Annotated in this window: 26 protein-coding genes; 16 read left to right on the top strand and 10 right to left on the bottom strand. The window is 67.4% G+C overall.

Going from position 1 to position 25,194, the window contains the following annotated elements:
* From J0F76_RS10200 to J0F76_RS10190, 3 genes are all read left to right on the top strand, one after another.
* Positions 1 to 767: efflux RND transporter periplasmic adaptor subunit (locus tag J0F76_RS10200; RefSeq protein ID WP_207468805.1), on the top strand; the 767-nt coding region annotated here is incomplete at its 5' end.
* Positions 764 to 1,861, top strand: coding sequence for an efflux RND transporter periplasmic adaptor subunit (locus J0F76_RS10195; RefSeq protein ID WP_207468803.1), 1,098 nt, complete (start codon positions 764 to 766; stop codon positions 1,859 to 1,861). The genes J0F76_RS10200 and J0F76_RS10195, both read left to right, overlap by 4 nt.
* Complete coding sequence (locus J0F76_RS10190; protein WP_207468802.1) at positions 1,858 to 4,905, top strand: efflux RND transporter permease subunit; 3,048 nt, start codon at positions 1,858 to 1,860, stop codon at positions 4,903 to 4,905. The genes J0F76_RS10195 and J0F76_RS10190 overlap by 4 nt, the downstream gene beginning before the upstream one ends.
* A gap of 94 nt (positions 4,906 to 4,999) precedes the next feature.
* Here J0F76_RS10190 and map read toward each other — a convergent pair whose 3' ends face one another.
* The gene (gene map / locus J0F76_RS10185; RefSeq protein ID WP_207468801.1) at positions 5,000 to 5,797 is read right to left on the bottom strand and encodes a type I methionyl aminopeptidase; all 798 of its coding nucleotides are present in this window, start codon (positions 5,795 to 5,797) and stop codon (positions 5,000 to 5,002) included.
* Between the two features lie 104 nt (positions 5,798 to 5,901).
* Here map and J0F76_RS10180 point away from each other — a divergent pair, with 104 nt between their 5' ends.
* Both J0F76_RS10180 and J0F76_RS10175 read left to right on the top strand, forming a co-directional pair.
* Entirely contained in the window at positions 5,902 to 6,642 is a 741-nt protein-coding gene (locus J0F76_RS10180; protein ID WP_207468800.1) for a competence/damage-inducible protein A, read from the top strand.
* Positions 6,642 to 7,355 (top strand): GNAT family N-acetyltransferase, encoded by a 714-nt coding sequence (locus J0F76_RS10175; protein WP_207468799.1) that lies wholly within the window; start codon positions 6,642 to 6,644, stop codon positions 7,353 to 7,355. The genes J0F76_RS10180 and J0F76_RS10175 overlap by 1 nt, the downstream gene beginning before the upstream one ends.
* Here J0F76_RS10175 and J0F76_RS10170 read toward each other — a convergent pair.
* The gene (locus tag J0F76_RS10170; protein WP_207468798.1) at positions 7,350 to 8,033 is read right to left on the bottom strand and encodes a CbiX/SirB N-terminal domain-containing protein; all 684 of its coding nucleotides are present in this window, start codon (positions 8,031 to 8,033) and stop codon (positions 7,350 to 7,352) included. The two genes, J0F76_RS10175 and J0F76_RS10170, sit on opposite strands and share 6 nt — an antisense overlap.
* A 7-nt stretch (positions 8,034 to 8,040) precedes the next feature.
* Positions 8,041 to 8,604, bottom strand: coding sequence for a DUF4202 domain-containing protein (locus J0F76_RS10165; protein WP_207468797.1), 564 nt, complete (start codon positions 8,602 to 8,604; stop codon positions 8,041 to 8,043).
* Between the two features lie 66 nt (positions 8,605 to 8,670).
* On the opposite strand from J0F76_RS10165, the gene J0F76_RS10160 reads away from it, so the two are divergent.
* Entirely contained in the window at positions 8,671 to 9,192 is a 522-nt protein-coding gene (locus J0F76_RS10160) for an NnrU family protein (RefSeq protein WP_207468796.1), read from the top strand.
* Between the two features lie 58 nt (positions 9,193 to 9,250).
* On the opposite strand, the gene J0F76_RS10155 is transcribed toward J0F76_RS10160, so the two are convergent.
* A complete protein-coding gene (locus J0F76_RS10155) occupies positions 9,251 to 10,279 on the bottom strand; it encodes an NAD(P)/FAD-dependent oxidoreductase (protein WP_207468795.1) in 1,029 nt (342 codons plus the stop codon).
* A gap of 29 nt (positions 10,280 to 10,308) precedes the next feature.
* Here J0F76_RS10155 and mnmC2 point away from each other — a divergent pair, with 29 nt between their 5' ends.
* Positions 10,309 to 10,980 carry a tRNA (5-methylaminomethyl-2-thiouridine)(34)-methyltransferase MnmC2 gene (gene mnmC2 / locus J0F76_RS10150; RefSeq protein WP_207468794.1) on the top strand — a complete coding sequence of 224 codons (672 nt, stop codon included), beginning with the start codon at positions 10,309 to 10,311 and terminating at the stop codon, positions 10,978 to 10,980.
* On the opposite strand, the gene J0F76_RS10145 is transcribed toward mnmC2, so the two are convergent.
* A complete protein-coding gene (locus J0F76_RS10145; protein ID WP_207468793.1) occupies positions 10,977 to 11,702 on the bottom strand; it encodes a rhomboid family intramembrane serine protease in 726 nt (241 codons plus the stop codon). The two genes, mnmC2 and J0F76_RS10145, sit on opposite strands and share 4 nt — an antisense overlap.
* A 4-nt stretch (positions 11,703 to 11,706) precedes the next feature.
* Entirely contained in the window at positions 11,707 to 12,129 is a 423-nt protein-coding gene (locus tag J0F76_RS10140) for an META domain-containing protein (RefSeq protein WP_207468792.1), read from the bottom strand.
* 120 nt (positions 12,130 to 12,249) lie between these two features.
* Between J0F76_RS10140 and J0F76_RS10135 the strand changes: the two genes are divergently transcribed.
* From J0F76_RS10135 to ettA, 9 genes are all read left to right on the top strand, one after another.
* The gene (locus J0F76_RS10135) at positions 12,250 to 13,518 is read left to right on the top strand and encodes a 4-aminobutyrate--2-oxoglutarate transaminase (RefSeq protein ID WP_207468791.1); all 1,269 of its coding nucleotides are present in this window, start codon (positions 12,250 to 12,252) and stop codon (positions 13,516 to 13,518) included.
* Positions 13,519 to 13,666: 148 nt separating this feature from the next.
* A complete protein-coding gene (locus J0F76_RS10130; RefSeq protein ID WP_207468790.1) occupies positions 13,667 to 14,248 on the top strand; it encodes an NADPH-dependent FMN reductase in 582 nt (193 codons plus the stop codon).
* Between the two features lie 11 nt (positions 14,249 to 14,259).
* The gene (locus J0F76_RS10125; protein WP_207468789.1) at positions 14,260 to 15,201 is read left to right on the top strand and encodes an ABC transporter ATP-binding protein; all 942 of its coding nucleotides are present in this window, start codon (positions 14,260 to 14,262) and stop codon (positions 15,199 to 15,201) included.
* A 5-nt stretch (positions 15,202 to 15,206) separates the two neighbouring features.
* Complete coding sequence (locus tag J0F76_RS10120; protein WP_374299801.1) at positions 15,207 to 15,968, top strand: ABC transporter permease; 762 nt, start codon at positions 15,207 to 15,209, stop codon at positions 15,966 to 15,968.
* Positions 15,969 to 16,160: 192 nt separating this feature from the next.
* Positions 16,161 to 16,541 (top strand): hypothetical protein, encoded by a 381-nt coding sequence (locus J0F76_RS10115; protein WP_207468787.1) that lies wholly within the window; start codon positions 16,161 to 16,163, stop codon positions 16,539 to 16,541.
* On the top strand, positions 16,532 to 17,896 hold the full coding sequence (gene rimO / locus J0F76_RS10110; protein ID WP_207468786.1) for a 30S ribosomal protein S12 methylthiotransferase RimO: 1,365 nt from the start codon (positions 16,532 to 16,534) through the stop codon (positions 17,894 to 17,896). The genes J0F76_RS10115 and rimO overlap by 10 nt, the downstream gene beginning before the upstream one ends.
* A gap of 96 nt (positions 17,897 to 17,992) precedes the next feature.
* The gene (locus J0F76_RS10105; RefSeq protein WP_207468785.1) at positions 17,993 to 18,628 is read left to right on the top strand and encodes an MT-A70 family methyltransferase; all 636 of its coding nucleotides are present in this window, start codon (positions 17,993 to 17,995) and stop codon (positions 18,626 to 18,628) included.
* Positions 18,625 to 19,491 (top strand): sulfotransferase family protein, encoded by an 867-nt coding sequence (locus J0F76_RS10100; RefSeq protein WP_242690122.1) that lies wholly within the window; start codon positions 18,625 to 18,627, stop codon positions 19,489 to 19,491. Before J0F76_RS10105 ends, J0F76_RS10100 begins: the two co-directional genes overlap by 4 nt.
* Before the next feature lie 56 nt (positions 19,492 to 19,547).
* Positions 19,548 to 21,203, top strand: coding sequence for an energy-dependent translational throttle protein EttA (gene ettA, locus J0F76_RS10095; protein WP_207468783.1), 1,656 nt, complete (start codon positions 19,548 to 19,550; stop codon positions 21,201 to 21,203).
* 103 nt (positions 21,204 to 21,306) lie between these two features.
* Here the strand turns inward: ettA and J0F76_RS10090 are convergent, their stop codons facing one another.
* From J0F76_RS10090 to J0F76_RS10075, 4 genes are all read right to left on the bottom strand, one after another.
* Positions 21,307 to 21,459, bottom strand: a complete 153-nt coding sequence (locus tag J0F76_RS10090; protein WP_207468776.1) for a hypothetical protein — start codon at positions 21,457 to 21,459, stop codon at positions 21,307 to 21,309.
* Between the two features lie 163 nt (positions 21,460 to 21,622).
* Positions 21,623 to 22,471: a glycosyltransferase gene (locus J0F76_RS10085; RefSeq protein WP_207468774.1), complete on the bottom strand. Its 849-nt coding sequence runs from the start codon at positions 22,469 to 22,471 to the stop codon at positions 21,623 to 21,625.
* A gap of 9 nt (positions 22,472 to 22,480) precedes the next feature.
* A complete protein-coding gene (locus tag J0F76_RS10080; protein ID WP_207468772.1) occupies positions 22,481 to 23,194 on the bottom strand; it encodes a hypothetical protein in 714 nt (237 codons plus the stop codon).
* 100 nt (positions 23,195 to 23,294) lie between these two features.
* A complete protein-coding gene (locus tag J0F76_RS10075; protein WP_207468770.1) occupies positions 23,295 to 25,178 on the bottom strand; it encodes an acyl-CoA synthetase in 1,884 nt (627 codons plus the stop codon).
* Positions 25,179 to 25,194 lie beyond the last annotated feature (16 nt).

Raw genomic sequence — 25,194 nt, 5'->3', positions numbered from 1 at the left:
GATTGGCCGCGGCCCGCGCCGGCCTGTCCCAGGCCCGTCAGGCCAGCGACCGGGCCGAGGCGCTGCTGGCCCGCGGCGTCGGCACCCGCGCCGCCCGAGACGATGCGCTTCGTGTCCTGTCCGAGGCGCAGGGCACGGTCGAACGCGCCGAAAGCACGCTGGAACAGGCCCGGCGCGCGGTCCAGGACACCATCCTGCGGGCGCCGGAAGAAGCCGTCGTCACCGCGCGCGACATGGCGCCGGGACAGATCGTCGGCGCGGCGCAGGTGGTGCTGACCATTGCCACGCTGGACGGGCTGGAGGCCGTGTTCGACGCTCCCGACCACCCCCGGCTGGACAGCGCCATGGGCGGCCCGGTGCGCCTGGACACCATCGACATCGACCGCCCCGAGATGCACGGAACCGTCACGGAAATCTCTCCCCTGGTTGATCCGGCCACGGGAACGGTAACGATGCGGGTTAGGATCGACGACATCAGGGGCGACACCGCCCTGCTGGGCGCGGCCGTGCGGGGGCATGTGGACATCGCCACCGACGCGGGGATCGCCGTGCCCTGGACGGCCCTGATGCGGGACGGGGACCACCCCGCGGTCTGGCGGGTGGACCCCGACAACCGCGTCAGCCTGGTGCCCGTGACCATCGGCCAGTTCACCAATGACGTGGTTTATCTGTCCGACGGGATCGAGGCGGGCGACATCGTCGTGGGCGCCGGCTCGCAACTGCTTTACCCGGGCCGCCAGGTCCAGCGGGCCGAGGTGCTTCCATGACGCGGATCATCGCCCTTCTGGCCGCGCTGGGCATGGCCGCGCCGTCCCATGCCCTTGATCTGCCGGCATGGCTCGATTTCAGCTCCCATGCCGAGGATGTGGTCCATGTCCGCCCCGTCGTGTCCGAGATCGTCGAGGACAGGGGAGAGGACGCGCGATGGGTTCCCGGCGTGGTGGCATCCCGCACCCAGGTGACGATGGCCTTCCAGACGCTGGGGCGGATGGTGTCGCGCAATGTCGATCTGGGCGACCGGGTGGCGCAGGGCGACGTCCTGGCGAACCTTGCGGCCGAGGATCTGGCGGCGACCACCCGCGCCGCCGAGGCGGCCCTGGCCGCGGCCGAGGTGCAGCGCGACACCGCGCGCCTGACGCTGGAGCGGACGCAGGCCCTGGCCGAACGCAACGTGGCGACGGCCGCGCAACTGGAACAGGCACAGCGCGCCGCCGCCGCCGCCGAGGCCGGGGCCGAGCAGGCGCAGTCCGCGCTGCTGCAGGCAAAGGACACCCAGGGTTTCGCCCGGATGACGGCGCCCTTTTCCGGCGTGGTCAGCGCGGTCTACGAGGCGCCGGGCAGCGTCCTGAGCGCGGGAACGCCGGTCCTGCAGCTCTCGGCCGAGGACCGGCGCGAGGCGGTGATCGACCTGCCGGAAGCCGCCCTGGCGGGCCTGCCCGACCAGGCGGTCTTCACCGTCTGGCAGCGCACCGACCCCACCCGAGAGGTCCGGGCCGTCCTGGACCGCATCGACCCGATCGCCGATGCCGCCACCCGGACGCGGCGGCTGTACCTGACCCTGCCGCCTGATTCGCCCTTCCGCCTGGGCGCGCTGATCCGCGCCCGGCTCGGCACGGCCGGAGAGCCGGCGCTGATGCTGTCCAGCGCGGCGATCTTCCGGCGCGACGGCGCCCCCCATGTCTGGCGCGTCCTGCGCCAGGGCGACGGGGCGCATGTCGAGGCCGTGCGGATCACCCCCGCCGCCGAACTCCACGGCCGCGTGCTGATCGGCGAAGGGCTTCGGCCCGGCGACGAGGTGGTCGTGCGCGGCGTCAATTCCCTGACGGACGGCCAATCCGTGGGGCCAAGGGTCCAGCCATGAACCGCTTCAACCTGTCCGACTGGGCGCTGAAACACCGCAGCTTCGTGTGGTTCCTGCTGATCATCTCGCTGGTGGCGGGAACGATCGGCTACAACAACCTCGGGCGCGAGGAAGACCCGAACTTCACCATCAAGATCATGGTCATCAGCGCCTCGCTGCCCGGCGCCACCGTGGACGAGACTCTGACCCAGGTCACAACCCGGATCGAGAAGAAGCTCGAGGAACTGGACGAGCTTTACTTCACCCGCTCGGTCACGGCGCCCGGCCAGGCGGTGGTCTATCTCGAGCTTCTGCCCACGGTCCGCGGCCCCCAGGTCCCCGAGGTCTGGAAGCGCGTGCGCGAGATGATGTCGGACATCCGGCCGGAGTTTCCGCAGGAATTCGCGGGCTTTCAGTTCAACGACGATTTCGGCGACGTGTTCGGCAACATCTATGCCTTCACCGCCGACGGCTTCAGCCCGCGCGAGTTGCGCGACCGGGTGGAGCGTATCCGCAAGCAGGTCGCGGCGCTTGACGCGGCCGGCAGGACCGACCTTCTGGGCGAGCAGGAGGAACAGATCTACCTCGAGTTCTCGGCCGCGCGGCTGGCGGCGCTGGGGCTGAACCAGCAGCAGGTCGTCGCCACCCTGGCCCAGCAGAACGCCATCCTGCCCTCGGGCGTCATCCAGGCCGGGCCGGAACAGGTGCTGGTCCGCGTCGGCGGGCAGTTCGACGACGCCGACGCGATCGCCGCCGTCAACCTGCGCGTGGGCGAGCGGTTCTTCAACCTCGGCGACGTGGCCACCGTCACGCGCGCCTATGCGGACCCGCCGCAGTCGCTGTTCCGCTACAACGGCCGGCCCGCCATCGGCCTGCAGATCGGTATGCGCGAAGGCGGCAACATCCTGGAGTTCGGCAAGGATCTGGACGCGCTGATGGCGCGCGTGGCCGCCGACCTGCCGGTCGGGATCGAGATGGCCAAGGTCGCGGACCAGCCGCATGTGGTCGATCATGCCGTGGGCCATTTCGTCCAGGCCCTGGCCGAGGCTGTGCTGATCGTCCTTGTCGTCAGCTTCATCAGCCTGGGCCTGCGGGCGGGTTTCGTCGTCACGCTGACCATCCCGCTGGTCTTGGCGATCACCTTCGTGATCCTGGATCTGTATGGCATCACCTTGCAGCGCATCTCGCTGGGGGCGCTGATCATCGCCCTGGGGCTTCTGGTCGATGACGCGATGATCGCCATCGAGACGATGATCTCGCGCCTGGAAATCGGCGAGTCGCTGGAAAACGCCGCCAGCTATGCCTGGACCTCGATCGCTTTCCCGATGCTGACCGGCACGCTGGTCACGGTGGCGGGCTTCATCCCCATCGGGCTGAACAGTTCCGCAGCGGGCGAGTTCACCTTTTCGCTGTTCGTGGTGATCGCCGTTTCGCTGGTCATCTCGTGGATCGTCGCGGTGCTGTTCGCCCCCCTTCTGGGGGTGACATTCCTGCGCACCTATGCGGCCCATCACCAGCCAAGGCCCGGCTGGTTGCGGCGGCGGTTCCACGGGCTGCTGCTGTGGTCGATGCGCTGGAAATGGATCGTCATCGCGATCACCCTGGCCTTGTTCGCCGTGTCCGTCTGGGGAATGCGCTTTGTCGAGCAGCAGTTCTTCCCGACATCGGACCGGACCGAGGTTCTGGTGGACATCGTCGAACGCCAGAACACCGCCATCGCCAGGACCCGCGCCGACATGGACCGTCTGGAATCGATCCTTGCGGACAATGAGGACGTGCTGTTCTGGACGTCCTATGTCGGCAGCGGTGCCCCGCGCTTCGTTCTGGCGATGGATGTGCCGACGCCGGGCCCCTACATGGGCCAGATCGTCATCCAGACGCCCGATCTGGCCGCGCGCGACCGGCTGAAGGCCTTGCTGATGGACACCGCCGCCCGCGAATTCGCGGGCGTGGACATCTACGTCAAGAACCTGGAGATCGGCCCGCCGGTCGGCAAGCCCGTCCAGTATCGCGTCAGCGCCCCCGATGCCGACGCCGCCCGCGACGCCGCGCGCAACTTGGCGGCCGTCCTGGCGGGCGAGCCGAGGCTGCGCGACATCTCGATGGACTGGAACGAGCCCGCGCGGGTGGTGCGGTTGGAAATCGACCAGGACCAGGCCCGCAGGCTGGGCGTGACCACGCAGGACGTGGCCGACATCCTGTCGGCGCTGTTTTCCGGCCAGACCATCACCCAGCTGCGCGACGACATCTTCCTGATCGACGTGGTCGGACGCGGAGAGGCGGACGACCGCACCTCGCTCGATTCGATCCGCAACCTGCAACTGAGATTGGCCAGCGGGCAGGGCACGCCGCTGTCCTCGATCGTCTCGCTGGACTACGGGACCGAGCAACCCTTGATCGCGCAGCGGGACGGCCTGCCCACCGTGACCGTCAAGGCGGATATCGCGACCAAGGACCAGCCCGCCACGCTGGTCAATGCGCTGGCTCCCGCCGTGGCCGAGTTCCAGGCGGGCCTTCCCTCGGACGTGACCATCACCGTGGGCGGCACGGTCGAGACCTCGGCCGACAGCCAGGAACCCATCGCCGCCGTTGTGCCGGTCATGCTGCTGGTCATGGCGCTGCTGGTCATGGTTCAGATGCAAAGCTTCCGCTTGACGTTGATCGTCTTTGCCGCGGCCCCCCTGGGCCTGATCGGGGTGGTGGCCGTGCTGGTCCCCTTCGGCGTGCCGATGGGCTTTGTCGCGATCCTGGGGATCCTGGCGCTGATCGGCATCCTGATCCGAAACTCGGTCATCCTGGTGCACGAGATCCAGGAACTGCTGCACAAGGGCCGCAGCCAATGGCAGGCCGTGTTCGAGGCCTCCGACAGCCGCGCCCGCCCGATCCTGCTGACGGCGGCGGCGGCGTCGCTGGCGCTCATCCCGATCGCGCGGCAGGTGTTCTGGGGTCCGATGGCCTTCGCGATGATGGGCGGCATCATCGCGGGCACGCTGATCACGCTGGTCTTCGTGCCAGCGCTTTATTGCGCGGTGATGCGGGTCAGGCCGCCGGCGGACCGGGCCTGACTTCTTGCCGCCCGTCTGCCTGCACCGTCGCGGTGCGGGCGGCATCCCCAGGCAACGCCTGCCGGCGGTGCCATCGCGGGACGCAGATGGCGGGTCAGCCCAGGTCGGGGAAGAACCTGTCGGACCCCGTGAAGATCTCGCAGCCGTTCGCCGTCACGCCGATGGAATGCTCGAACTGCGCCGACAGCGACTTGTCGCGCGTCACCGCGGTCCAGTCGTCGGCCAGGACCTTGGTTTCGGGGCGGCCCAGGTTGATCATCGGCTCGATGGTGAAGAACATGCCTTCCTCCAGCACCGGGCCCTTTCCGGGGCGGCCGAAATGCAGGACGTTGGGCGGCGCGTGGAACACCCGGCCCAGCCCATGTCCGCAGAAGTCGCGCACGACCGACATGCCGTGGCCTTCCGCATAGGTCTGGATCGCCGCGCCGATGTCGCCGAAGGTCGCGCCCGGGCGAACCGCCTCGATCCCCTTCATCAGCGCGTCATGCGTCACCTGGATCAGGCGGCGCGCCTTGATCGAGGCCTTGCCCGCCACGTACATCCGGCTGGAATCGCCGTACCAGCCGTCCACGATCACCGTCACGTCGATGTTCAGGATGTCGCCGTCCGCCAGGATCTTGTCGCCGGGAATGCCGTGGCAGACGACATGGTTCACGCTGATGCAGCTTGCGTGTTCATAGCCGCGATAGCCGATGGTGGCCGAGGTCACGCCCAGTTCCTCGACGCGGCGGGTGATGAAATCGTCCAGGGCGCCGGTCGTGACGCCGGGGCGGACCAGCGGCCCCACCTCGTCCAGGATCTGCGACGCCACGGCCCCCGCCTTGCGCATGCCCGCGAAATCCTCGCGCACATGGATGCGAATGCCTTCCTTGGTGATGTGGCTCTGGTCCATCGGTGATCCTTTCGTTCGCTCGCATAGATAGACCCGCATGGCCACTTGTTCCAGCCCCGCGCGAGGGCATAGAACCGGAGCGAGGCAAGTTTCAGGGGCAGGCGATGCAATCCGACAATCCGACGGCGGCGATCCTGGTGATCGGGGACGAGATCCTGTCCGGCCGCACGCGCGAAGGCAATGCCCATCACCTGGCGCAGGTGCTGTCCGCGACCGGCTTCGACCTGCGCGAAATCCGCGTCGTGTCCGACGACCACGACGGGATCGTCGCGGCCATCCGCGCCTTGGACCGCAGCCTGGGCGGGGCCTACGACCTGCTGTTCACCTCGGGCGGGATCGGACCCACCCATGACGACATCACCGCCGATGCGGTGGCCGATGCGCATGGCACCACCGTCGAGATCAATCCCGACGCGCGCGCCTTGCTGCAGGCCCGCTGCGACCGCATGGGCTACGAGTTGACGGAAAACCGCCTGCGCATGGCGCGCATCCCGGTCGGCGCCCGGCTTATCGACAATGCGGTGTCGGCCGCGCCGGGCTTCTCCATCGGCAACACCCATGTGATGGCGGGCGTCCCCGAGGTGTTTCGCGGCATGGTGGACTGGCTGATCCCGCGCCTGTCGGCCGGCCGCCCCGTCCAGTCGCAAAGCGTCGAGGTCCGGCGAGGCGAAAGCGACGTGGCCGAGGGGCTGAAGGCCGTGGCGGGCGAATATCCCGACCTGTCGCTGGGGTCCTATCCCTTCCACGACGACACCGGCTGGGGCACCAACCTGGTGGTGCGCGGCCTTGACGCGGCGCGCGTGGCCGAGGCGATGGCGGTGCTGAAGCAGCGCCTGGCGCTGTGATGGACGCCGCCCTGGCCCGCGCGTTCGAGGACACCTGGCCTGCTGCGGAATACGCCGATGCCGGGGGCCTGCGGGTCGGGCGGGGCCTGGGTGCCGGGGGCCGGGTCAGTTCGGCCCGTGCGGTCGGGACATGGCGGCCTGACGACATCGGGGCCGCCGAGGCGATCCACCGGGGCTGGCACCAGCAGCCGATGTTCCGGGCCTTGGACGACGACACCCGCCTGATCGATGCGCTGCGTGCCGCCGGATACCGGCGCGAGACGCCGACCGCGATCATGGAGGCTCCGCTGTCCGCGCTGACCGGCCAGCCGATCCCGCCCTTGACGACCTTCGCAATCTGGCCGCCCTTGGCGATCCAGCGCGACATCTGGACGGCGGGCAACATCAATCCGGCGCGGCAGGCGGTGATGGACCGCGTGGCCGGGCCCAGGACCGCCATCCTGGGCCGCATCGACGACCGCGCGGCGGGGGCGGGCTTTGCCGCGCTGCTGGGCGAGGTGGCGATGGTCCATGCCGTCGAGGTCCTGCCGCAGTTCCGCCGCCGGGGGCTGGCGGGCTGGATGATGCGGCAGGCGGCGGCTTGGGCGGCGGACCGGGGCGCCACCCGGATCGCCTTGGCCGTCAGCCGCGCCAACACGGGTGCCCGCGCGACCTATGACCGCCTGGGCTTCGTCGAGGTCGCGGGCTATGCCTATTACGCCAAGCCGCTATAGGGCGGCGCGGATGCTGGCGGCGATCAGGGCTGGCACCTCGGGCGCAAGGCCGATCGGGTCCAGCCGGGGGCCGCGGAAGCCGGCCTGATCCAGCGCCGCCGGCAGGTCGTCCAGGACATGCTCGGCCCGCAGCGCGAAGAAGGGCAGGCTGACGGCGCGGTCCAATCCCCGCGCGGCATCGGCGATGAAGGGTTCCTGTTCCACGAAGCCCGTGACGACGCGCGCGAACTGCGGGGCGATGCTTTCGGCCAAGGCCGTGGCGATGGTGTAGGACGCCTGCGACCGCTGCGAACCATGGGCGGACAACAGAAGGGTGGTGTCCTGCGGCGCCCAGCCCTGGGCAGCGGCGGCGGCATGGGCCTGGGCCACGATCAGGCCCGGCAGGGCCGGATCGGTGCCGAAGGGCCGCAGCACCCGCGCACCGCCCGCGCCCGCCTTTTCCAGCCGCCGGGGCAGTTCGCTGCGCGTGAACCAGCCCTCGGCCATGAACATCGGATAGATCAGGCTGTCGCCATCCGCGACGGCCGCAAGTGCCCCCGGCATCGCCAACGTCGCACCGGCGACCGGGCAACCGGGGTCACAGGTGGCGACGCGGGCGGCCAGATCCTCGATGGCCTGCTGCTGCGGGCCGGGATCGCCCGGCTGGCCGTGGGAGACGATGATTGCTTTGGCTGTCATGGTCGCATCAGTCGCGGAAATATTGCGCCAGGGCCTCGGGCATCGGAAACTCCTCCAATGCGCGGGCACGGCCTTCGGGAGACATCTTGGCGGCGGTCTTCTGGATGATGCGGTCCATCTTCTCGTCCGGGATCGCCGCCATGAAGTCGCCCAGATACCAGCGGATGAAGGTGAAGCAGATCACGTCCTCCAGCGCCTGCACCTCGGGGTCGCGCTTGAGACCCTGCTTGGTCAGCATCCTGCGGGCCTGGGCGATGTCGTCGTCGGCGTATCCCGCATCGGCCATGATGCCCGCGATGCGGTCCGCGTGGCGGCGGCCCTGTTCCTGGCGCCATTGCAGATAGCCCGCCCGGTCCATGGGATAGGCGTCGCGCGGCAGAAGCCAGCGTTCGATGTGCTGGCCCCGGCAGGCGATCCGCAGCGCGTCCGAGGCCTGGGGGAACAGATGCTGCTGCTGTTCGGTCATGCGCTGGCCGTAGAGCAGGTTGGCGGGCTTGCCCTCATCGAGGTTCGGGTCACGGGCATTGGCGGCGTCGATGGCCTGGAAGGCGTGGTCCAGTTGCGTGGTCATGGGGCGTCCTTTTTGCCGCAGTTTCACCCGCTGGCGGTCCGCGCCGCAAGCGGGTATCGAAGGGCCATGACCGGATGGATCGAATATGCGGCCGCTTGGGCCTGTTTTCTGGGCGCGCACATGATCCCGGCGCTGCCGGGGCCGCGCGGCTGGTTGATCGGTCGTCTGGGGCGGCGGGGATACCTGGCCGCCTTCAGCCTGCTGTCGATCGGGCTTCTGTACTGGCTGATCGTCGCGGCCGGACGCGCGCCTTACGTGCATCTTTGGGACCAGCCGGCCTGGAGCCGCTGGCTGGTCAACATCGCGATGCCCGTGGCGATCCTGATCGGGGCGCTTGGCGCCGGCATGTCGGGGCTTGTTCTGGCCTTCGCCTTGTGGGCGGGCGCGCATCTGGTCGCCAATGGCGATCTGGCCCACGCGATCTTCTTTGGCGGGATGGGGGTCTTTGCGCTGTCGGGCGTGGCGCGGTCGGGCCTGCCGGGGGCGTTTCGGGTGACATGGCAGCGGCTGGTGCTGGCGGTGCTGGTCTGGGCCGCGTTGCTGCACCTGCATCCGCTGGTGATCGGCGTATCGCCGTTGCCTGCCTGACGGCAGGCGAAGGCCGGGGCGCTGCCCCGGACCCCGGGATATTTTCGCCAAGATGAAATCAGGCCAGGCGGAAACCGTCCGGGATGGTGTCATGGCCGTCCAGGATCAGGTCGGCCATGACCCGTGCGATCTTCGGCGCCATGCCGAAGCCGATCTTGAAGCCGCCATTGGCGACGAAATGGCCAGGGCGGCCGGGCCAGGGACCCAGGATCGGGGCGCGGGTCCGGGCGCGGGGGCGGGCGCCCGCCCAGCGGTCGATCACCGGGGCGTCGTGCAGCCGCGGGCAGGTGGCGCGTGCCTTGGCGATCAGGGCGTCGATCTGGTCGTCGGGGTTCAGGTGGGCGTAGTCGTTTTCCGAGGTTGAGCCGATTGCCACCGTTCCGTCGGCATGGGGCACGATATGCAGACCGTCGGCAAAGACCTGAGGCGCATCGGGGGCGGCGTGGCGCATCAGCGCGGACTGCCCCTTGACGCCCTTGCCGATGGGGCGGCCCAGGTCGCGGGACAGATCCTCCAGCCCCGGCGTGCCGGTGGCCCAGAGGACCGGGCCGCCGAGGGTATCGGGGTCGTGGCCCTCGATGATCTCTCCGCCTTGGTTGCGGATGGCTGTCGCAAGCGCCGCGCCTGCCGCGCGGGGGGACAGGCGGGCGGTCAGCCCGTCGAACAGCCACAGGCCCGAGGGGCTGTCGGGAACCAGGTCGTCAGCCGGGGCGTCAGTCAGGCGCATGGCGCAATCCTCGGGCCAGCGGTCGGCCGCGGCGGCGATGCGGTCGCGCAGGCGTTCGGCGGCAGAGGCATCGGCGACGGGCTGCAGCCGTCCGGTGCGCGCGTAGCCAGGGGAAAGGCCGGACGCGGCCTCGACCCCGGACCAGAAGGCCGGGGCCATCAGCAGGCTGTCCAGCTGGAAGGCCTTCTTGGGGTTCCAGTTGTCCGGCGCGTGCGGGGCCAGGGCGCCGACATGGCCGCCGGACGATCCGGCGCCGATCCGCCGGGCCTCGAACAGCCGGACGCGGGCGCCGCGCCGGGTCATTTCCCATGCGCAGGACAGGCCGAAGATGCCGCCGCCGATGATCGTGACGCTTGTCAAAGCCGGTTCCCTTCCCCTAGCTGCAGGTCATGAGCGCGTTATCCGATCAAGACCCCGCCCGCCACCCGCAGCTTGACTGGCGCGACGGCGGCGTGCCGGTCTCCACCCGCTTCGACGATCCCTATTTCAGCCTGGCGGGCGGGTTGGCCGAGACGCGGCACGTGTTCCTGGACGGCAATGGCCTGCCCGGGCGGCTGCGGCCGGGGTTCCATGTGGCGGAACTGGGCTTCGGCACGGGGCTGAACTGCCTGGCCTTGGCGCAGGTGGCGGCGGTCCCGGTCGTGATGACCAGTTTCGAAGCCTGGCCGATGAGCCTGCCGCAGCTTGAACAGGCCCATGCCGCCTTTCCTGAACTGGCGGATCTTTCGGCGCAGCTTCGCGCAGGCTGGGGTGGCGGCGTGATCCGGGTGGGGCAGGTGGAGTTGCGGCTGGTGATCGGCGATGTCGCGCGGACGCTGCCGGACTGGCAGGGGCGGACGGATGCCTGGTTTCTCGACGGCTTCTCGCCCGCGAAGAACCCCGAGATGTGGGGCGAGGCCATCATGGCCCATGTGGGGCGCTGCACCGCGCCGGGCGGCAGCTTCGCGACCTATACGGCGGCTGGCGCGGTGCGGCGCGCCCTGGCCGAGGCGGGCTTCCAGGTCACCCGCCGCCCCGGCTTCGGCCGCAAGCGGCACATGAGCGCAGGGATCAAGCCCTAGCGCCCCACCCGAGGGATGCGGGTCGGGGCATAGACGATTTCGGGATGCGGGGGATGGCCGTGGGTGCGCGCCCAGAAGGTCCGCCCGCCAAGCCGCAGGAAGCGCGGCAGGGCAAGCACCGCCCCGGCCCCGAAGCCGCCGGCATGGGCCCAGTAGGCGACGCCGCCCCCGTCGGTGGGCGTGGTGGTGCCGCCGAAGATCTGGATCGCCAGCCAGACACCCAGCACGATCCAAGCGGGCAGCGTGAAGACCTTGAAGAAGATGATGAAGATCGCGATGATATCGACCCGGGCGCGCGGAAACAGCAGCAGATAGCCGCCCATCACCCCCGCGATCGCGCCCGAGGCGCCGACCATGGGAATGGTCGAGAAGGGATCGGCGGCGATCTGGGCGGCCGCCGCGACCAGACCGGCGGCCAGGTAGAAGGCGAGGAAGCCCAGCCGGCCCAGCTGTTCCTCCAGGTTGTCGCCGAAGATGTAGAGGAACAGCATGTTGCCCGCGAAATGCATGATCCCGCCATGCAGGAACATATGGGTCAGCAGGCCCCACAGCAGCTCGCCCTGGATCACTGCCAGGGGATAGAGCGCCAGCCGCGTCCACAGCCATTCGCCGCCCTGCACCATCGGCAGGGTCAGCAGGAACATCGCCCCGTTGATCGCGATCAGCGCATAGGTGACCCAAGGCCTTTGCTGCGACGGGTTGTGGTCGCGGATCGGGAACACCGGGTCAGCTTCCGCCGGCCGGGACGAGGCCGATGCGTTCCTTGCCCTCGGGGTCGATCAGGGCGATGCCGTCGGCCACGCGGCGGGCGGCGGTGACGCTGCCCAGGGCATTGCCGAAGCGCATCTCGGCCAGGTTGCGGTCCGCTTCCGCGCAGGCCATGCGGGTCATCACGGTGCCGCTGACCGTCATGGCGCCGTCGCGTTCGGTCAACTGCGCGCTGTAGCGGTTGCAGGGCGCGCGGCCCGTGACGCGGCTGCCCTCGCCGACCTCGAAGGTGACGGCGGCGGGGGCGGGGGCGCCGTCGATGCGGGCCACGGTGAAGCTGCTGCCCGGCCGCAGCATCGACACCGACCGTTCGCCCGCGTCCTGACAGGCGGCAAGGGCTGCTGTGGCGGCAAGAACGGCAAGGGCGCGGGCGATGGGCATGGGAAACTCCTGCTGTCCGGGCAGCATCGCGCGGCCTGCCGTCCGGCGCAAGGGCAGGCTGTTCGGCGGCCAGGCGCTGCGCTAGCATCCCCGCAAACCCAACAGGGGAGAGCGATTCCGATGACGACCATGACCGACCGCAAGAACGCCGCCATTTCCCGGGGCGTCGGCATGACCACGCAGATCTATGCCGAACGGGCCGAGAATGCCGAGATCTGGGACCGCGACGGCAACCGCTATATCGACTTCGCGGCGGGCATCGCGGTCGTGAACACCGGCCACCGCCATCCGAAGGTGATCGAGGCCGTCAAGGCGCAGTTGGACCGCTTCACCCACACCTGCCACCAGGTCGTGCCCTATGAAAACTACGTCGCCCTGGCCGAGCGCCTGAACGCGCTTGTTCCCGGCGATTTCGCCAAGAAGACCATCTTCGCCACCACCGGGGCCGAGGCGGTGGAAAACGCCATCAAGATCGCCCGCCATTACACCGGACGTCCCGGCATCGTCAGCTTCGCGGGCGGCTTTCACGGGCGCACCTTCATGGGCATGGCGCTGACCGGCAAGGTCCAGCCCTACAAGGCGGGCTTCGGGCCGATGATGCCCGATGTCTGGCACCTGCCGTTCCCCAACCCGCTGCACGGCGTCAGCAAGGAAGACGCGCTGAAGGCCCTGCAGCAGCTGTTCAAGGCCGACCTGGAACCCGCCCGCGTTGCCGCCATCATCCTGGAGCCGGTGCAGGGCGAGGGCGGCTTCTACGAGGTGCCCGCCGGCTTCATGGCGGAACTGCGCGCGCTGTGCGACCATCACGGGATGCTGCTGATCGCGGACGAGGTGCAGACGGGCTTCGCCCGCACCGGCAAGCTGTTCGCGATGGAACACCACGGCGTCGCCGCCGATCTGGTGACGATGGCCAAGGGGCTTGGCGGCGGGCTGCCGATCAGCGCCGTCACGGGCCGCGCCGAGGTGATGGACAGCCCCAACCCGGGGGGCCTGGGCGGCACCTATGCGGGCAATCCGCTGGGCGTGGCTGCGGCCCATGCCGTCCTGGACGTGATCGAGGAGGAGGGCCTTTGCGACCGCGCCACCCGCCTGGGCCAGCGGCTGAAGCAGCGGCTGGCGGCGGCGCGCGACCAGATCCCGCAGATCGCCGACATCCGCGGCCCCGGTTTCATGAACGCGGTGGAATTCAACCTGCCCGGCAGCGACAGCCCCAACCCCGATTTCACCAACCGCGTCCGCGAGGAGGCCTTGAAGCGCGGGCTGATCCTGCTGACCTGCGGCGTCTACGGCAACGTGGTCCGCTTTCTGGCCCCCCTGACCATCCCCGACGCGGTGTTCGAGGAGGCGCTGGACATCCTGGACGAAAGCCTGCTGGCGGCGCGGGGATAAGGCCGGGGCGGGAACCCTTGCGCCCTGATCCGGCTTTTTGAACGTCGGCGTCGGGGCGGCTGTCGCCCTGTTCGACGCTTTCGCCTTGTCCTGCCGTCAGGATCGGGGTTCAACGGTCATCCCGGACTGGAAGCTGCAAGGAACAACCATGGCGGAACGCAAGTGCATCGGGGTGATCCTGGGGTCCATCCGGGAAGGCCGGATCAACGACCGGGTGGCCTTCTGGGTCATCCGTCAGCTGGAAGGCCATGGATTCGCCACGCGCACCATCGACCCTGCCGATCCCGATCTGCTGCCGGTGCAGACCGGCGACGCGGCTGCGATCAAGCGCCTGCGCGAAAGGATGGCGAATCTCGACGGCTTCGTCATCGTGACGCCCGAATACAACCACGCCGAGCCGGGCCAGTTGAAGACGCTGATCGATTCCGTCACCGCGGAATGGTGGGCGCGGCCGGTGGGGCTGATCGGCTATGGCGGCATCTCGGGCGGCTTGCGCGCGCTGGAGGCCTTGCGGATCATCCTGGCGGAATTACATACCGTGACGCTGCGCGATACGGTCAGCTTTGCTTCTCCCTGGCGGAAGTTCGACGAGTTGGGACACATGACGGACCCCAACGACGCGGCTGCGGCCGAGGCGGCGATGGCGGTCTTCGCGCATCGGCTGGAATGGTGGGTGGACGCCCTGGCCGACGCACGCCACGCCCGGCCCTACCACCCCGAGGACGAGTGAAAGGAACCCCGATGACAGGCATCATCCAGATCGAGAGCCTTTCCAAGCAGTATGGCAGCGGCACCAAGGCGCTCAGCGATGTCAGCCTGACCATCGAGGAAGGCGAGATCATCGCCCTGCTCGGCCCGAACGGGGCGGGCAAGACCACGCTGATCTCGATCATCTGCGGGCTGGTGGTGCCCACCGGCGGCACGGTCCGCGTGGGCGGCCACGACATCCGCACCGACTGGCGCGCGGCCCGCAAGCTGATCGGCCTTGTGCCGCAGGAAATCGCGTTGGAGCCGTTCGAGAAGGTCATCAACTGCGTCCGCTTCACGCGCGGCCTTTACGGCGAGGGGCCCGACGACGCCTATATCGAAAAGGTGCTGCGCAGCCTTGCGCTGTGGGACAAGCGCGACGCCATGACCCGCGAGCTGTCCGGCGGCATGAAGCGTCGCGTCCTGATCGCCAAGGCCCTGGCGCACCGGCCCAAGGTGCTGTTCCTGGACGAACCCACGGCCGGCGTGGACGTGGCCCTGCGCCGCGAGATGTGGGAGGTGGTGGACCAGCTTCGCCGCGACGGCGTGACCATCATCCTGACCACGCACTACCTGGAGGAAGCCGAGGAAATGGCCGACCGCATCGGCGTCATCAACAAGGGACAGCTTCTGCTGGTGAAACCCACGTCGGAGTTGATGGGCGAATTCGGCAAGAAGACCCTCACGGTCGAACTGTCCGAGCCTCTGGCGGCGGTTCCCGCGGTGCTGGGGGATCGCGGCCTGCGCCTGTCGCCCGACGGCCGGTCCCTGGCCTATGAATATGACACGCGCGCCGACCGGACGGGCATCGCGCGCCTGCTGGGTGATCTGGCGGGGCAGGGGATCAAGGTGCGCGACGTGTCCACCCGGCAGTCCAGCCTGGAAGAGGTGTTCATGACGCTGGTTGCCGAACCGCGTCAGGAGGTGACGGCATGAGCGGCATCAACTGGCCCGGCGTGGGGGCGATCTTTCACCACGAGATGACGCGGTTCTTCCGCACCGTCATGCAGTCGCTGCTGTCGCCGGTGGTGTCCACGGTGCTGTATTTCGTGGTCTTCGGCGCGGCCATCGGCGGGCGCATCCAGTCGGTCGAGGGCGTGGAATACGGCGCCTTCATCGTGCCCGGCCTGATGATGCTGACGATCCTGCAGCAATCGGTCAGCAACGCAAGCTTCGGCATCTACTTCCCCAAGTTCAGCGGGACCATCTATGAATACCTGGTGTCCCCGGTCGGCTGGATCGAGGTCACGCTGGGCTTTGTCGGCGCCGCCGCAATGAAGGCTGTGCTGATCGCCCTGGTGATCCTGCTGACCAGCTTCTTCTTCGTGGGGGTCCATATCCTGCACCCGTTCTGGATGCTGGCCTTCCTGGTGCTGACCGCGACGGGCTTCAGCCTGCTGGGTTTCATCATCGGCCTATGGGCGAAGAGCTTCGAGCAGTTGCAGATCGTGCCGATGATGGTCATCACGCCCTTGGTGTTTCTGGGCGGCGCGTTCTATTCGTCGGACATGCTGCCGCCATTCTGGGAAGGCGTGGCCAAGCTGAACCCGGTCCTGTACCTGGTGTCGGGCTTTCGCTGGTCGTTCTTCGGCCTTGCCGACGTGCCGGTCGGCGTGTCCCTTGTGGCGGTCAGCCTGATGATCGCGGCGTGCTGCGTGGCGATCCGCTGGATCTTCGCGACGGGCTGGCGGCTGCGCGAGTGAGCCTTGCCGGTCCGGGCCGCAAATCCGCGCCTGCGGGTCCATGCGGACATATTGCCGGGCGGTGATGACCTGCATCTCCATGGACCTGTTCCAGCCGCCGAACCAGCGGTCGCGGATGCCGCCGCGGTAGTAGTTGCCCATGATCTGGTCCACCAGGGGCGGGATGATCTGGGTGTTCGGAATGCGCGGGGCGTGAAAGCCGATGCGCGCGCCGCCGCCCAGGCAGGCATTGGGCAGCGTCGTCAGGATGGTGCAGGCCGAACGGCAATAGCCGCGGATGCGCACCGTCTTGCCCGACTGCGCCAGCCGTTCGCGCAACTGGACCATCTGCAGGACGTTGCCGCCGCGATGGTTTTCCACGTCGATGAAGCGGCCGCGCTCGACGATGTCGGCATGGCTGGTGGCGGCCAGGGCGGCCAGCAGGGCGGCGGCAAGGATCAGGCGCATTTTGCTCATGCGGTCATCTTGCCGATCGGCCCCGGTTCTGGAAATCACGTTCTGGCGACAACGCGACAGGTCGCATCCCCCTTTTCTGGCGGCACCGAATCACCTATCTGCGGCGGATGCACATGAACCCGCCCGATCTGCGCCCCGACCTGGCGCGCGCCCGTATTCCCGATGAACGGCGGGAAGGCCAGCCAACCATTGGCATGGTCAGTCTTGGCTGTCCCAAGGCGCTTGTGGACAGCGAACGCATCCTGACCCGCCTGCGGGCTGAAGGCTATGCGATCAGCCCCGACTACAAGGGCGCGGACGCGGTGATCGTGAACACCTGCGGCTTCCTGGACAGCGCCAAGGCCGAATCCCTGGACGCCATCGGCGAGGCGCTGCGCGAGAACGGCAAGGTGCTTGTCACCGGCTGCCTGGGGGCCGAGCCTGAATACATCACCGGCGCGCACCCGAAGGTGCTGGCCGTGACCGGCCCGCATCAATACGAAGCGGTTCTGGATGCCGTCCATGCCGCCGTGCCGCCGCAGCCCGACCCCTTCATCGACCTGCTGCCCGCATCGGGTGTCAGCCTGACGCCGCGCCACTACAGCTATCTGAAGATTTCGGAAGGCTGCAATCACAAGTGCAAGTTCTGCATCATTCCGGACATGCGCGGCAAGCTGGTCAGCCGCCCCGCCCATGCCGTGGTGCGCGAGGCCGAGAAGCTGGTGCAGGCCGGGGTCAAGGAACTGCTGGTCATCAGCCAGGACACCAGCGCCTATGGTCTCGACCGCAGGTTTGAAACCGAGCGCGGCCACCGCGCGCATATCACCGATCTGGCGCGCGACCTGGGCTCCTTGGGGGCATGGGTGCGGCTGCATTACGTCTATCCCTATCCCCATGTCCGCGACTTGATCCCGCTGATGGCGGACGGCCTGGTGCTGCCCTATCTGGACATCCCCTTCCAGCACGCCCATCCCGACGTGCTGCGCCGCATGGCCCGCCCCGCCGCCGCCGCCCGGACCCTGGACGAGATCGCCGCCTGGCGCGCGATCTGCCCCGAGATCACCCTGCGATCCACCTTCATCGTGGGCTATCCGGGCGAGACCGAGGCAGAGTTCCAGACCCTGCTCGACTGGCTGGACGAGGCGCAACTGGATCGCGTGGGCGCCTTCCAGTACGAGAACGTCAAGGGCGCGCGGGCCAACGACCTGCCCGACCATGTCCCCGCCGAGATCAAGCAGGATCGCTTCGACCGCTTCATGGAAAAGGCGCAGGCGATCAGCGAGGCCAAGCTGCAAGCCAAGGTGGGCAGCCGGATCGAGGTGATCGTGGACAGCGTGGACGATCAGGGCGCGACCTGCCGCACCAAGGCCGATGCCCCGGAAATCGACGGCAACCTGTTCATCGACGAGGGCTTTGAAAGCCTCGCCCCCGGCGACATCGTGACCGTCACGGTGGACGAGGCGGGCGAATACGACCTTTGGGGCCGATTGTAACGCGGTCGCGCCGGCTACCCTGGATTGAAGGTGGCGGCGCGGCAGGCTGTCCGCTAATGGTGTTCGGGATCGCGAACCCTTTGGCGGAGGCCCAGCTTGAGCAGCGCGTCTGACGATCTTCTGGCCACCGCCGGCGCGGTCAGGTTCGGCACCATCCTGGCCGACCCGCCCTGGCAGTTCCAGAACCGCACCGGCAAGATGGCCCCGGAACACAAGCGCCTGTCGCGCTATCCCACGATGACGCTGGACGAGATCTGCGACCTGCCGGTCGCAACCGTCGCGGACACCCGGTCGCATCTCTACATGTGGGTGCCCAACGCGCTGCTGCCGGAAGGGTTGAAGGTCATGGAGCGCTGGGGCTTCACCTACAAGTCCAACCTGATCTGGTACAAGACCCGCAAGGATGGCGGTCCCGACCGGCGCGGCGTGGGGTTCTATTTCCGCAACGTGACCGAAATCCTGCTGTTCGGCGTGCGCGGCAAGGACGTCCGCACGCTGGATGCGGGCCGGTCCCAGGAAAACGTCATCGCCACCCAAAAGCGCGAGCACAGCCGCAAGCCCGACGAGCAGTACCCCCTGATCGAAGCCTGTTCCTGGGGTCCCCGGCTGGAAATGTTCGCGCGCGGCCCACGCCCCGGCTGGACCGTCTGGGGCAATCAGGCCGAGGCGTATCAACCCGACTGGCCGACCTATGCGAACCACTCGCAAAGCACCGTGGTGAAGTTGCCTTGAGTAGTCTGGGCACGGTCATGGACCCCGCGGGTCAACCGCGAAAGCCCGGCGCGCTCTGCATCGGGGCGCAGAAGGCGGGCACAAGCTGGCTGGCGCAGATGCTGGGCCAGCATCCGCAGATCTGGATTCCTCCGTTCAAGGAGGTGCAGTATTTCAACCACCTGTTCATTCCCGGCCACCAGAAATGGATCGGCTGGCATTACCGCCAGAAGCCGCAGGAAATCCGCGATCGCCACGCGAAGCGCGGCATCCCTGTTCCGCCAGATCTGGAAAGCTATCTGCAGTCCGTGACGCGCGGCAAGATGTTTCACAACCAGTGGTACAAACGCGTCTTCGCCCCCGCGCCACGCGTCGCCATGCCGATGGACTTCACGCCCGAATACTCGACCCTGCCGGACGAGGGGGTCGATTACATCGCGAACTTCCTGCCCAAGGCCAGGATCATCTACCTGATCCGCCATCCGGTCGATCGCGCCGTGTCGCAATTGCGCATGAACCTGCAGCGCGAAAAGCGGCGCCCCGAGACGCTGGCCGACTGGATGGCCGAGATCGACAATCCGGTCCTTTATGACCGGGGCGACTATGCCAGCTACCTGCCCCGCTGGCAGGCCCGCTTTCCCGACATGCTGGTCCTGCCCTTCGGCCGCATCGCCCGCGATCCGCAATCGGTGATGGATGCGGTCGAGGCCTATCTGGGGATCGGTCCCTATCTTTATTCCCATATCACCGAGAAGGTCTTCGCAAACCGCAACCCGCTGCAACCCCATCCCGAGGCCGTGGCAGCTTTGGCGGAAAGGATGGCCCCTCAGATGGCCTTCCTGGCGGACCATCTGGGCACTGATTTCGTCGAGGAAACGCGCTGACCTTTCCCATGCCCCCGCTTTCGCCTAAATAGCAGCAAAACCTGCAGGAGATTCTGATGGCGTCCTATCAGTTCGTGTACCACATGGACGGCGTGTCCAAGACTTATCCCGGCGGCAAGAAGGTCTTCGAAAACATCCGCCTGAACTTCCTGCCGGGCGTCAAGATCGGCGTGGTGGGCGTCAACGGAGCAGGCAAGTCCACCCTGCTGCGCCTGATGGCAGGCTGGGACAAGGATTTTTCCGGCGAGGCTTGGGCCGCCAAGGGCGCGGTCGTGGGATACCTGCCGCAGGAACCGGAACTGGACCCGGCGCTGAACGTGCGCGGCAACGTGATGGAAGGCGTGAAGGCCAAGCAGGCCAAGCTCGACCGCTACAACGAACTGGCCATGAACTACTCGGACGAGACCGCCGAGGAGATGGCGAAGCTTCAGGACGAGATCGACGCCGAGAACCTGTGGGATCTGGACAGCCAGGTCGATGTCGCAATGGAGGCGCTACGCTGCCCGCCGGACGATGCCGACGTGACCAGCCTGTCGGGCGGGGAACGCCGCCGCGTGGCGCTGTGCAAGCTGCTGCTGGAAGCGCCGGACATGCTGCTGCTGGACGAACCGACCAACCACCTGGACGCGGAAACCATCGCCTGGCTGCAAAAGCACCTGATCGAATACAAGGGCACGATCCTGATCGTGACCCACGACCGCTATTTCCTGGACGACATCACCAGCTGGATCCTGGAACTGGATCGCGGCCGGGGCATCCCCTACGAAGGCAACTATTCCGCCTGGCTGGAACAGAAGGCCAAGCGGCTGGAACAGGAATCGCGCGAGGACAAGTCCAAGCAGAAGACGCTGGAACGCGAGCTTGAATGGATCCGCGCCGGCGCCAAGGCCCGCCAGGCCAAGCAGAAGGCCCGGATCAACGCCTATAACGAACTGGCCAGCCAGTCCGAGCGCGAAAAGCTGTCGCGCGCCCAGATCATCATCCCGAACGGCGAACGCCTGGGCAACCGCGTGATCGAGGTCACGGGCCTGAAGAAGGCCATGGGCGACAAGCTTCTGATCGAGGATCTGGACTTCGCCCTGCCGCCCGGCGGCATCGTCGGCGTGATCGGCCCCAACGGCGCGGGCAAGTCCACCCTGTTCCGCATGCTGACGGGCCAGGAAAAACCCGACGCGGGCGAGATCGCCTATGGCGACACGGTGCACCTGTCCTATGTGGACCAGTCGCGCGATGCCCTGGACGCGCAGAAGACCGTGTGGGAGGAAATCAGCGGCGGCGCCGAGCAGATCGTCCTGGGCGACGCGCAGATGAACAGCCGCGCCTATTGTTCGGCCTTCAACTTCAAGGGCGGCGACCAGCAGAAGAAGGTGGGCCAGCTGTCGGGCGGCGAACGCAACCGCGTCCACATGGCGAAGCTGCTGAAATCGGGCGGCAACGTGCTGCTGCTGGATGAACCGACCAACGACCTGGACGTGGAAACCCTGCAGGCCCTTGAAGCCGCGCTGGAGGATTTCGCCGGCTGCGCCGTCATCATCTCGCACGACCGCTTCTTCCTGGACCGCCTGTGCACGCATATCCTGGCGTTTGAAGGCGATGCCCATGTCGAGTGGTTCGAGGGCAACTTCGAGGCCTACGAGCAGGACAAGGTGCGGCGTCTGGGGCCCGACAGCATCGAACCGAAGCGGGTGAAGTACAAGAAGTTCGCGCGCTGAACCGTATGGTGGGTTTCACCCCACCATCGCGACGTCGATGAAAGGTGGGGCGAACCTCCACCCTATGCCAGGAAACGCAACGCCCGCGGGCGTTGCGCAGGCTTCAGGCATTCACCGGCGGCTTGCCGGGGCAATCGGCCACGATCAGCGTGGGCGCCGGACCTGCGGCCTTGTCTGTCCCGATCGGACCTTGAGAGGCCAGAACCGGCGCGGCAAGCAGGCAGGCGGTGAGAGTGGCAAGGGAAAGTCGCGTCATGAGGGCTCCTGTCTCTTGTTGCGGTGGTTCAGCGTGACCCGAATCAGCCAATCACCCAAGACACAGGCGCGTTACCGGGCCCTTCTGCCCGGCGGGCGGTGTTCGGCCTGCGGCATGGAGGGGCAAGGCCGACGCATGGCGGGACGGACCGCATCGCTGTCGTCTAGGCCGTTGCCAGCATCCGGTCGAAGCTGCAAAGCTCCATCCCCTCGGCCGTCAGATAATCGAAATGCCGCTCGATCGCGCGCTCCACGTCGGCCCGGCTTGCCGGGCGCATTCCCCGCTTGCGCAGGATCTCGGGCGCGTGACGCGGGGTATCATTGTCGCCGCGATGTGTCACGATGTTGGGGAAATGCGGATCGGTGACCGCCACCAGGCGCGTGGGGATGGCATAATGACCATAGTCGAAGATCGTGCGCGATGAATGGCGGATTGCAGCGCCTGCACTGAAGAAGGGGCTGTACCAGTCATAGATGCCCTCGGTCGGTCCGTCCGTGATGCAATAGAAGATCGACGGGAAGCTGACGGCGAAATGAGCGTTGCGCCACATGCTGGCCGCATGGCGGCGCAGGCGGCGTATATAGTCCTTGGACACGCAGTCGTCGTCATCCAGGCGGAACTGGACCGTGTCGGCCAGATCTAGGCCGACCTCGGGCGCGATCTGCTGGATGGCATCGGAAATATGGGTCGGAGGAAGGAAGCGCAGCACGACCTGCTCCACGTCCCGGCAGATGGTTTCCAGACGCTTGCGATATTTGTCCGGCATCCGGTCCGACGAGGCGACCAGCAGGCGGAAGTCCCCATCCGACTGGTTCGCCAGCGACCGCAAGGTCAGATGCTCGAATGTCGCCAGACGGGCTTCGAGGCGCTCCGGCGCGAACAGGTCCTGCGCCTGCTTCAGGTAGATCGTCTCCAGCGCCTCGTCCGGCTGGTTGCGATAGGCTTTCCAGTCGCCCCGGCCCAGCATGGAAAAGCGGCAAATGCCAAGGATGTTGACGTCGCGGTCATTCATGAGGCGTTCCTATATTCGGGCGGGGCAACTTGCGACCGCGACTCGGGCAGACTTGTTGTCGTGTTTCGACGGAAGCCAGGTCAGGCTGCCGGCAAAGCCGTGCTGAACCGGTTTCCGGACCAGGCCACTGGGACCGGTCGCGTCCTGTCCCAGGTGGTCGGAAACCGTACCCTCTGTCACCCGGCTTACGGCCAATAGCGCGATGATCGGGTGGCGCCCCGTCCTGCTTCTGATCGGGGCGGCAGGGGATTTGCGGGCATTATTGGTTCGCGCGGAACAAGGCCGATGCGCCTGGCAGAATTGACGGCCACGCCTGATGCGGATTTCGCGCCGGTCGGCGGGACCTCCTGTCGTCAGCTTTGGCACGGTTGTGGGAAATTCCCGTGGGTCTTCAGTCCTACCCAAGCCGAAGTCCTGGCCGGCAACTGCCTGGTCCTCAACGGCCAGCGACTCGCGCGATATCAGTGCTGACACCGCGACGCCCGACACCGCCCAAAGACAGGACAGGCCCTGCTGAACGTCCGTAGGGCTGTCATGCTCAGGTATGACGTTGATGGTTTCAATGTCGTTCTGGTGAAAGGCCCGCCAGGACGCCATGGCTTCCGTCAGGAAGGGACCATGGGAGAGGTCGTCCCAGACAGCCTGCTCCTCGGGAAATACCGCTGCGTTCCCGATGGCCACGGTTTCACGTGACCAGCCTGCCTTCGGGAGTAGTTCGCTCATCGCCTGTCCTTGCTGCAGCCGGCAGGTTCGCCTTAAACGGTATTAACCAAAGCGCAGCTACACTTAAAGCGCGATCCCGCCAGAAGGTGGGACTGGTGTTCTAGGACCACTCCCACGGCCGCGTGAACTCACCCAGCTTGGCCTTGACCGCCGCTTCATCGACGTCTTGGGTGCGTGACAGCCGGGCCACCAGGCCGCGCTTCTTGTCCTCGACCACTTCGGCCACGCTGGCGCCGGTGCCGTGAAGGGCCGTGTCGTAAACGCGCTTGATGGCCATGCGGCGCAGGTCGGGCTTGAAGATCTTGCCGACGGCGGTCTTGGGCAGCTCGGGCAGGATCTCGATGTGCTTGGGAATGGCGGCGCGCTCGTGGATGTGGGCCTTGGCGTGGTCCAGAAGCTCGGTCTCGGTCGCCGTGGCGCCCGAGACCAGTTCGACATAAACGCAAGGCAGCTCGCCCGCGAAGCTGTCGGGTTGGCCGATGGCGCCTGCGAAAGCCACGGCCGGATGGGAAAGCAGCGCTTCCTCGATCTCGGCCGGGTCGATGTTGTGGCCGCCGCGGATGATCAGGTCCTTGGCGCGGCCGGTGATCCACAGATAGCCGTCCGCGTCCAGCCGCCCCAGGTCGCCCGTGCGCAGGTAGATGCTGTCGGCGAACAGCCTGTTGTTCTTGTCGGCCTCGGTATAGGTCGAGCCGGGAAAGACGCCGGGATTGGCCACGCAGATCTCTCCCACCACGTCGGTCGGGCATTCATGGACACGGCCCGCATCGTCGTGGTTCAGGATGCGGACATTGGTATAGGGCAGGGGGATGCCCACCGAGCCCACCTTCTTGACGCCGTCGATGGGGTTGCAGCTGACCAGGCAGGTCGCCTCGGTCAGGCCGTAGCCTTCGGCGATCTCGACCCCGGTGGCGGACTTGAAGCGGTTGTAAAGCTCGACCGGCAGGGGGGCCGAGCCCGAGATGGCGATCCGCAGCGACGAGACGTCGGCGTTGACCGGCCGCTGCATCAGCGCCGAGATCGCCGTCGGCACGGTGATGAGAAAGCTGCACTGCCAGCGTTCGATCAGCTTCCAGAAGTTGTCGAAGACCCCCTCGCCCCGGTATCCGGCGGGTGTGGGCATGACCACATGGGCGCCCGAGGCGATGCAGGACATCAGCACCGGATAGGCCGCGAAGACGTGAAACATCGGCAAGGGGCACATCAGCACGTCGTTCTCGTCAAAGAGCAGCGTTCCCCCAAGCCAGCCGTTGTAGATCATGCCGGAATACTTGTGCTGCGCGACCTTGGGCGTGCCGGTGGTGCCGCCGGTATGGAAGAAGGCCGCGACGCGGTCCTGCTGCACGTCCTCGAATTCGAGCCTCGTGTGGCGCTGCCCGCTGGTCGCGGCCTCGAAGTTCAGCACCTTGGCCTTGCCGCGGCGCTTCACGCGGGGGCGGATCAGCGGCACGATGTATCGCTTGATGCCGCGCAGGTGGCGGTTCAGGTCCACCTCGATCACATGGGTGACGCCGGGGGCGTTGGCGACGGCCTCGGCCGCCTTCTGGGCCACGTCGGTTTTGGGAAAAGCGCGCAGCGTCACCAGCACCTTGGCGCGGGTTTCGCGCAGGATGCCCGCGATCTGCTGGGCGTCCAGAAGCGGGTTGATCGGGTTCACGATCCCGGCGGTCGCGCCCGCCAGCAGGACCACCGGGGTCTCGATGCTGTTGGGCAGCAGATAGGCCACGGTGTCGGTCGGGCCGACGCCCAGCTTGCGGAACAGGTTGGCGGTCTCGGTCACGCGCTCCAGCAGGTCCTGCCAGGTCAGCGTGGTCGCGTGATCCTTGGGGCCGGACAGAAGCTGGAAGCTGATCGCGGGCCGGTCGGGAAACCGTTCGGCGGTGCGGGCCAGGAACCCGTAGATCGTGACCGGAAGACCGCGCGCCTCGTAGGGCATCTCCGCTTCCAGGGCATTGCGGTCTTCATAGCTGACGAAACGGCTCATCCATCCTCCCCCAGGG

Origin of the sequence: Paracoccus fontiphilus, from assembly GCF_017356265.1 — a bacterium.
GTDB lineage: Bacteria > Pseudomonadota > Alphaproteobacteria > Rhodobacterales > Rhodobacteraceae > Paracoccus > Paracoccus fontiphilus.
The sequence above is the reverse complement of the archived record's forward strand: the minus strand, read 5'-3'. Positions and strand labels throughout refer to the sequence as shown.

Excerpts from the sequence above, each read along its gene's own strand:
- J0F76_RS10140 (WP_207468792.1), bottom strand. The coding sequence starts at position 12,129 with ATGCCCATCGCCCGCGCCCTTGCCGTTCTTGCCGCCACAGCAGCCCTT.
- mnmC2 (WP_207468794.1), top strand. The coding sequence starts at position 10,309 with ATGAGCGCGTTATCCGATCAAGACCCCGCCCGCCACCCGCAGCTTGAC.
- J0F76_RS10135 (WP_207468791.1), top strand. The coding sequence starts at position 12,250 with ATGACGACCATGACCGACCGCAAGAACGCCGCCATTTCCCGGGGCGTC.
- J0F76_RS10080 (WP_207468772.1), bottom strand. The coding sequence starts at position 23,194 with ATGAGCGAACTACTCCCGAAGGCAGGCTGGTCACGTGAAACCGTGGCC.
- J0F76_RS10130 (WP_207468790.1), top strand. The coding sequence starts at position 13,667 with ATGGCGGAACGCAAGTGCATCGGGGTGATCCTGGGGTCCATCCGGGAA.
- map (WP_207468801.1), bottom strand. The coding sequence starts at position 5,797 with ATGGACCAGAGCCACATCACCAAGGAAGGCATTCGCATCCATGTGCGC.
- J0F76_RS10190 (WP_207468802.1), top strand. The coding sequence starts at position 1,858 with ATGAACCGCTTCAACCTGTCCGACTGGGCGCTGAAACACCGCAGCTTC.
- J0F76_RS10125 (WP_207468789.1), top strand. The coding sequence starts at position 14,260 with ATGACAGGCATCATCCAGATCGAGAGCCTTTCCAAGCAGTATGGCAGC.
- J0F76_RS10175 (WP_207468799.1), top strand. The coding sequence starts at position 6,642 with ATGGACGCCGCCCTGGCCCGCGCGTTCGAGGACACCTGGCCTGCTGCG.
- J0F76_RS10165 (WP_207468797.1), bottom strand. The coding sequence starts at position 8,604 with ATGACCACGCAACTGGACCACGCCTTCCAGGCCATCGACGCCGCCAAT.
- J0F76_RS10075 (WP_207468770.1), bottom strand. The coding sequence starts at position 25,178 with ATGAGCCGTTTCGTCAGCTATGAAGACCGCAATGCCCTGGAAGCGGAG.
- ettA (WP_207468783.1), top strand. The coding sequence starts at position 19,548 with ATGGCGTCCTATCAGTTCGTGTACCACATGGACGGCGTGTCCAAGACT.
- rimO (WP_207468786.1), top strand. The coding sequence starts at position 16,532 with ATGCACATGAACCCGCCCGATCTGCGCCCCGACCTGGCGCGCGCCCGT.
- J0F76_RS10170 (WP_207468798.1), bottom strand. The coding sequence starts at position 8,033 with ATGACAGCCAAAGCAATCATCGTCTCCCACGGCCAGCCGGGCGATCCC.
- J0F76_RS10195 (WP_207468803.1), top strand. The coding sequence starts at position 764 with ATGACGCGGATCATCGCCCTTCTGGCCGCGCTGGGCATGGCCGCGCCG.
- J0F76_RS10160 (WP_207468796.1), top strand. The coding sequence starts at position 8,671 with ATGACCGGATGGATCGAATATGCGGCCGCTTGGGCCTGTTTTCTGGGC.
- J0F76_RS10180 (WP_207468800.1), top strand. The coding sequence starts at position 5,902 with ATGCAATCCGACAATCCGACGGCGGCGATCCTGGTGATCGGGGACGAG.
- J0F76_RS10090 (WP_207468776.1), bottom strand. The coding sequence starts at position 21,459 with ATGACGCGACTTTCCCTTGCCACTCTCACCGCCTGCCTGCTTGCCGCG.
- J0F76_RS10085 (WP_207468774.1), bottom strand. The coding sequence starts at position 22,471 with ATGAATGACCGCGACGTCAACATCCTTGGCATTTGCCGCTTTTCCATG.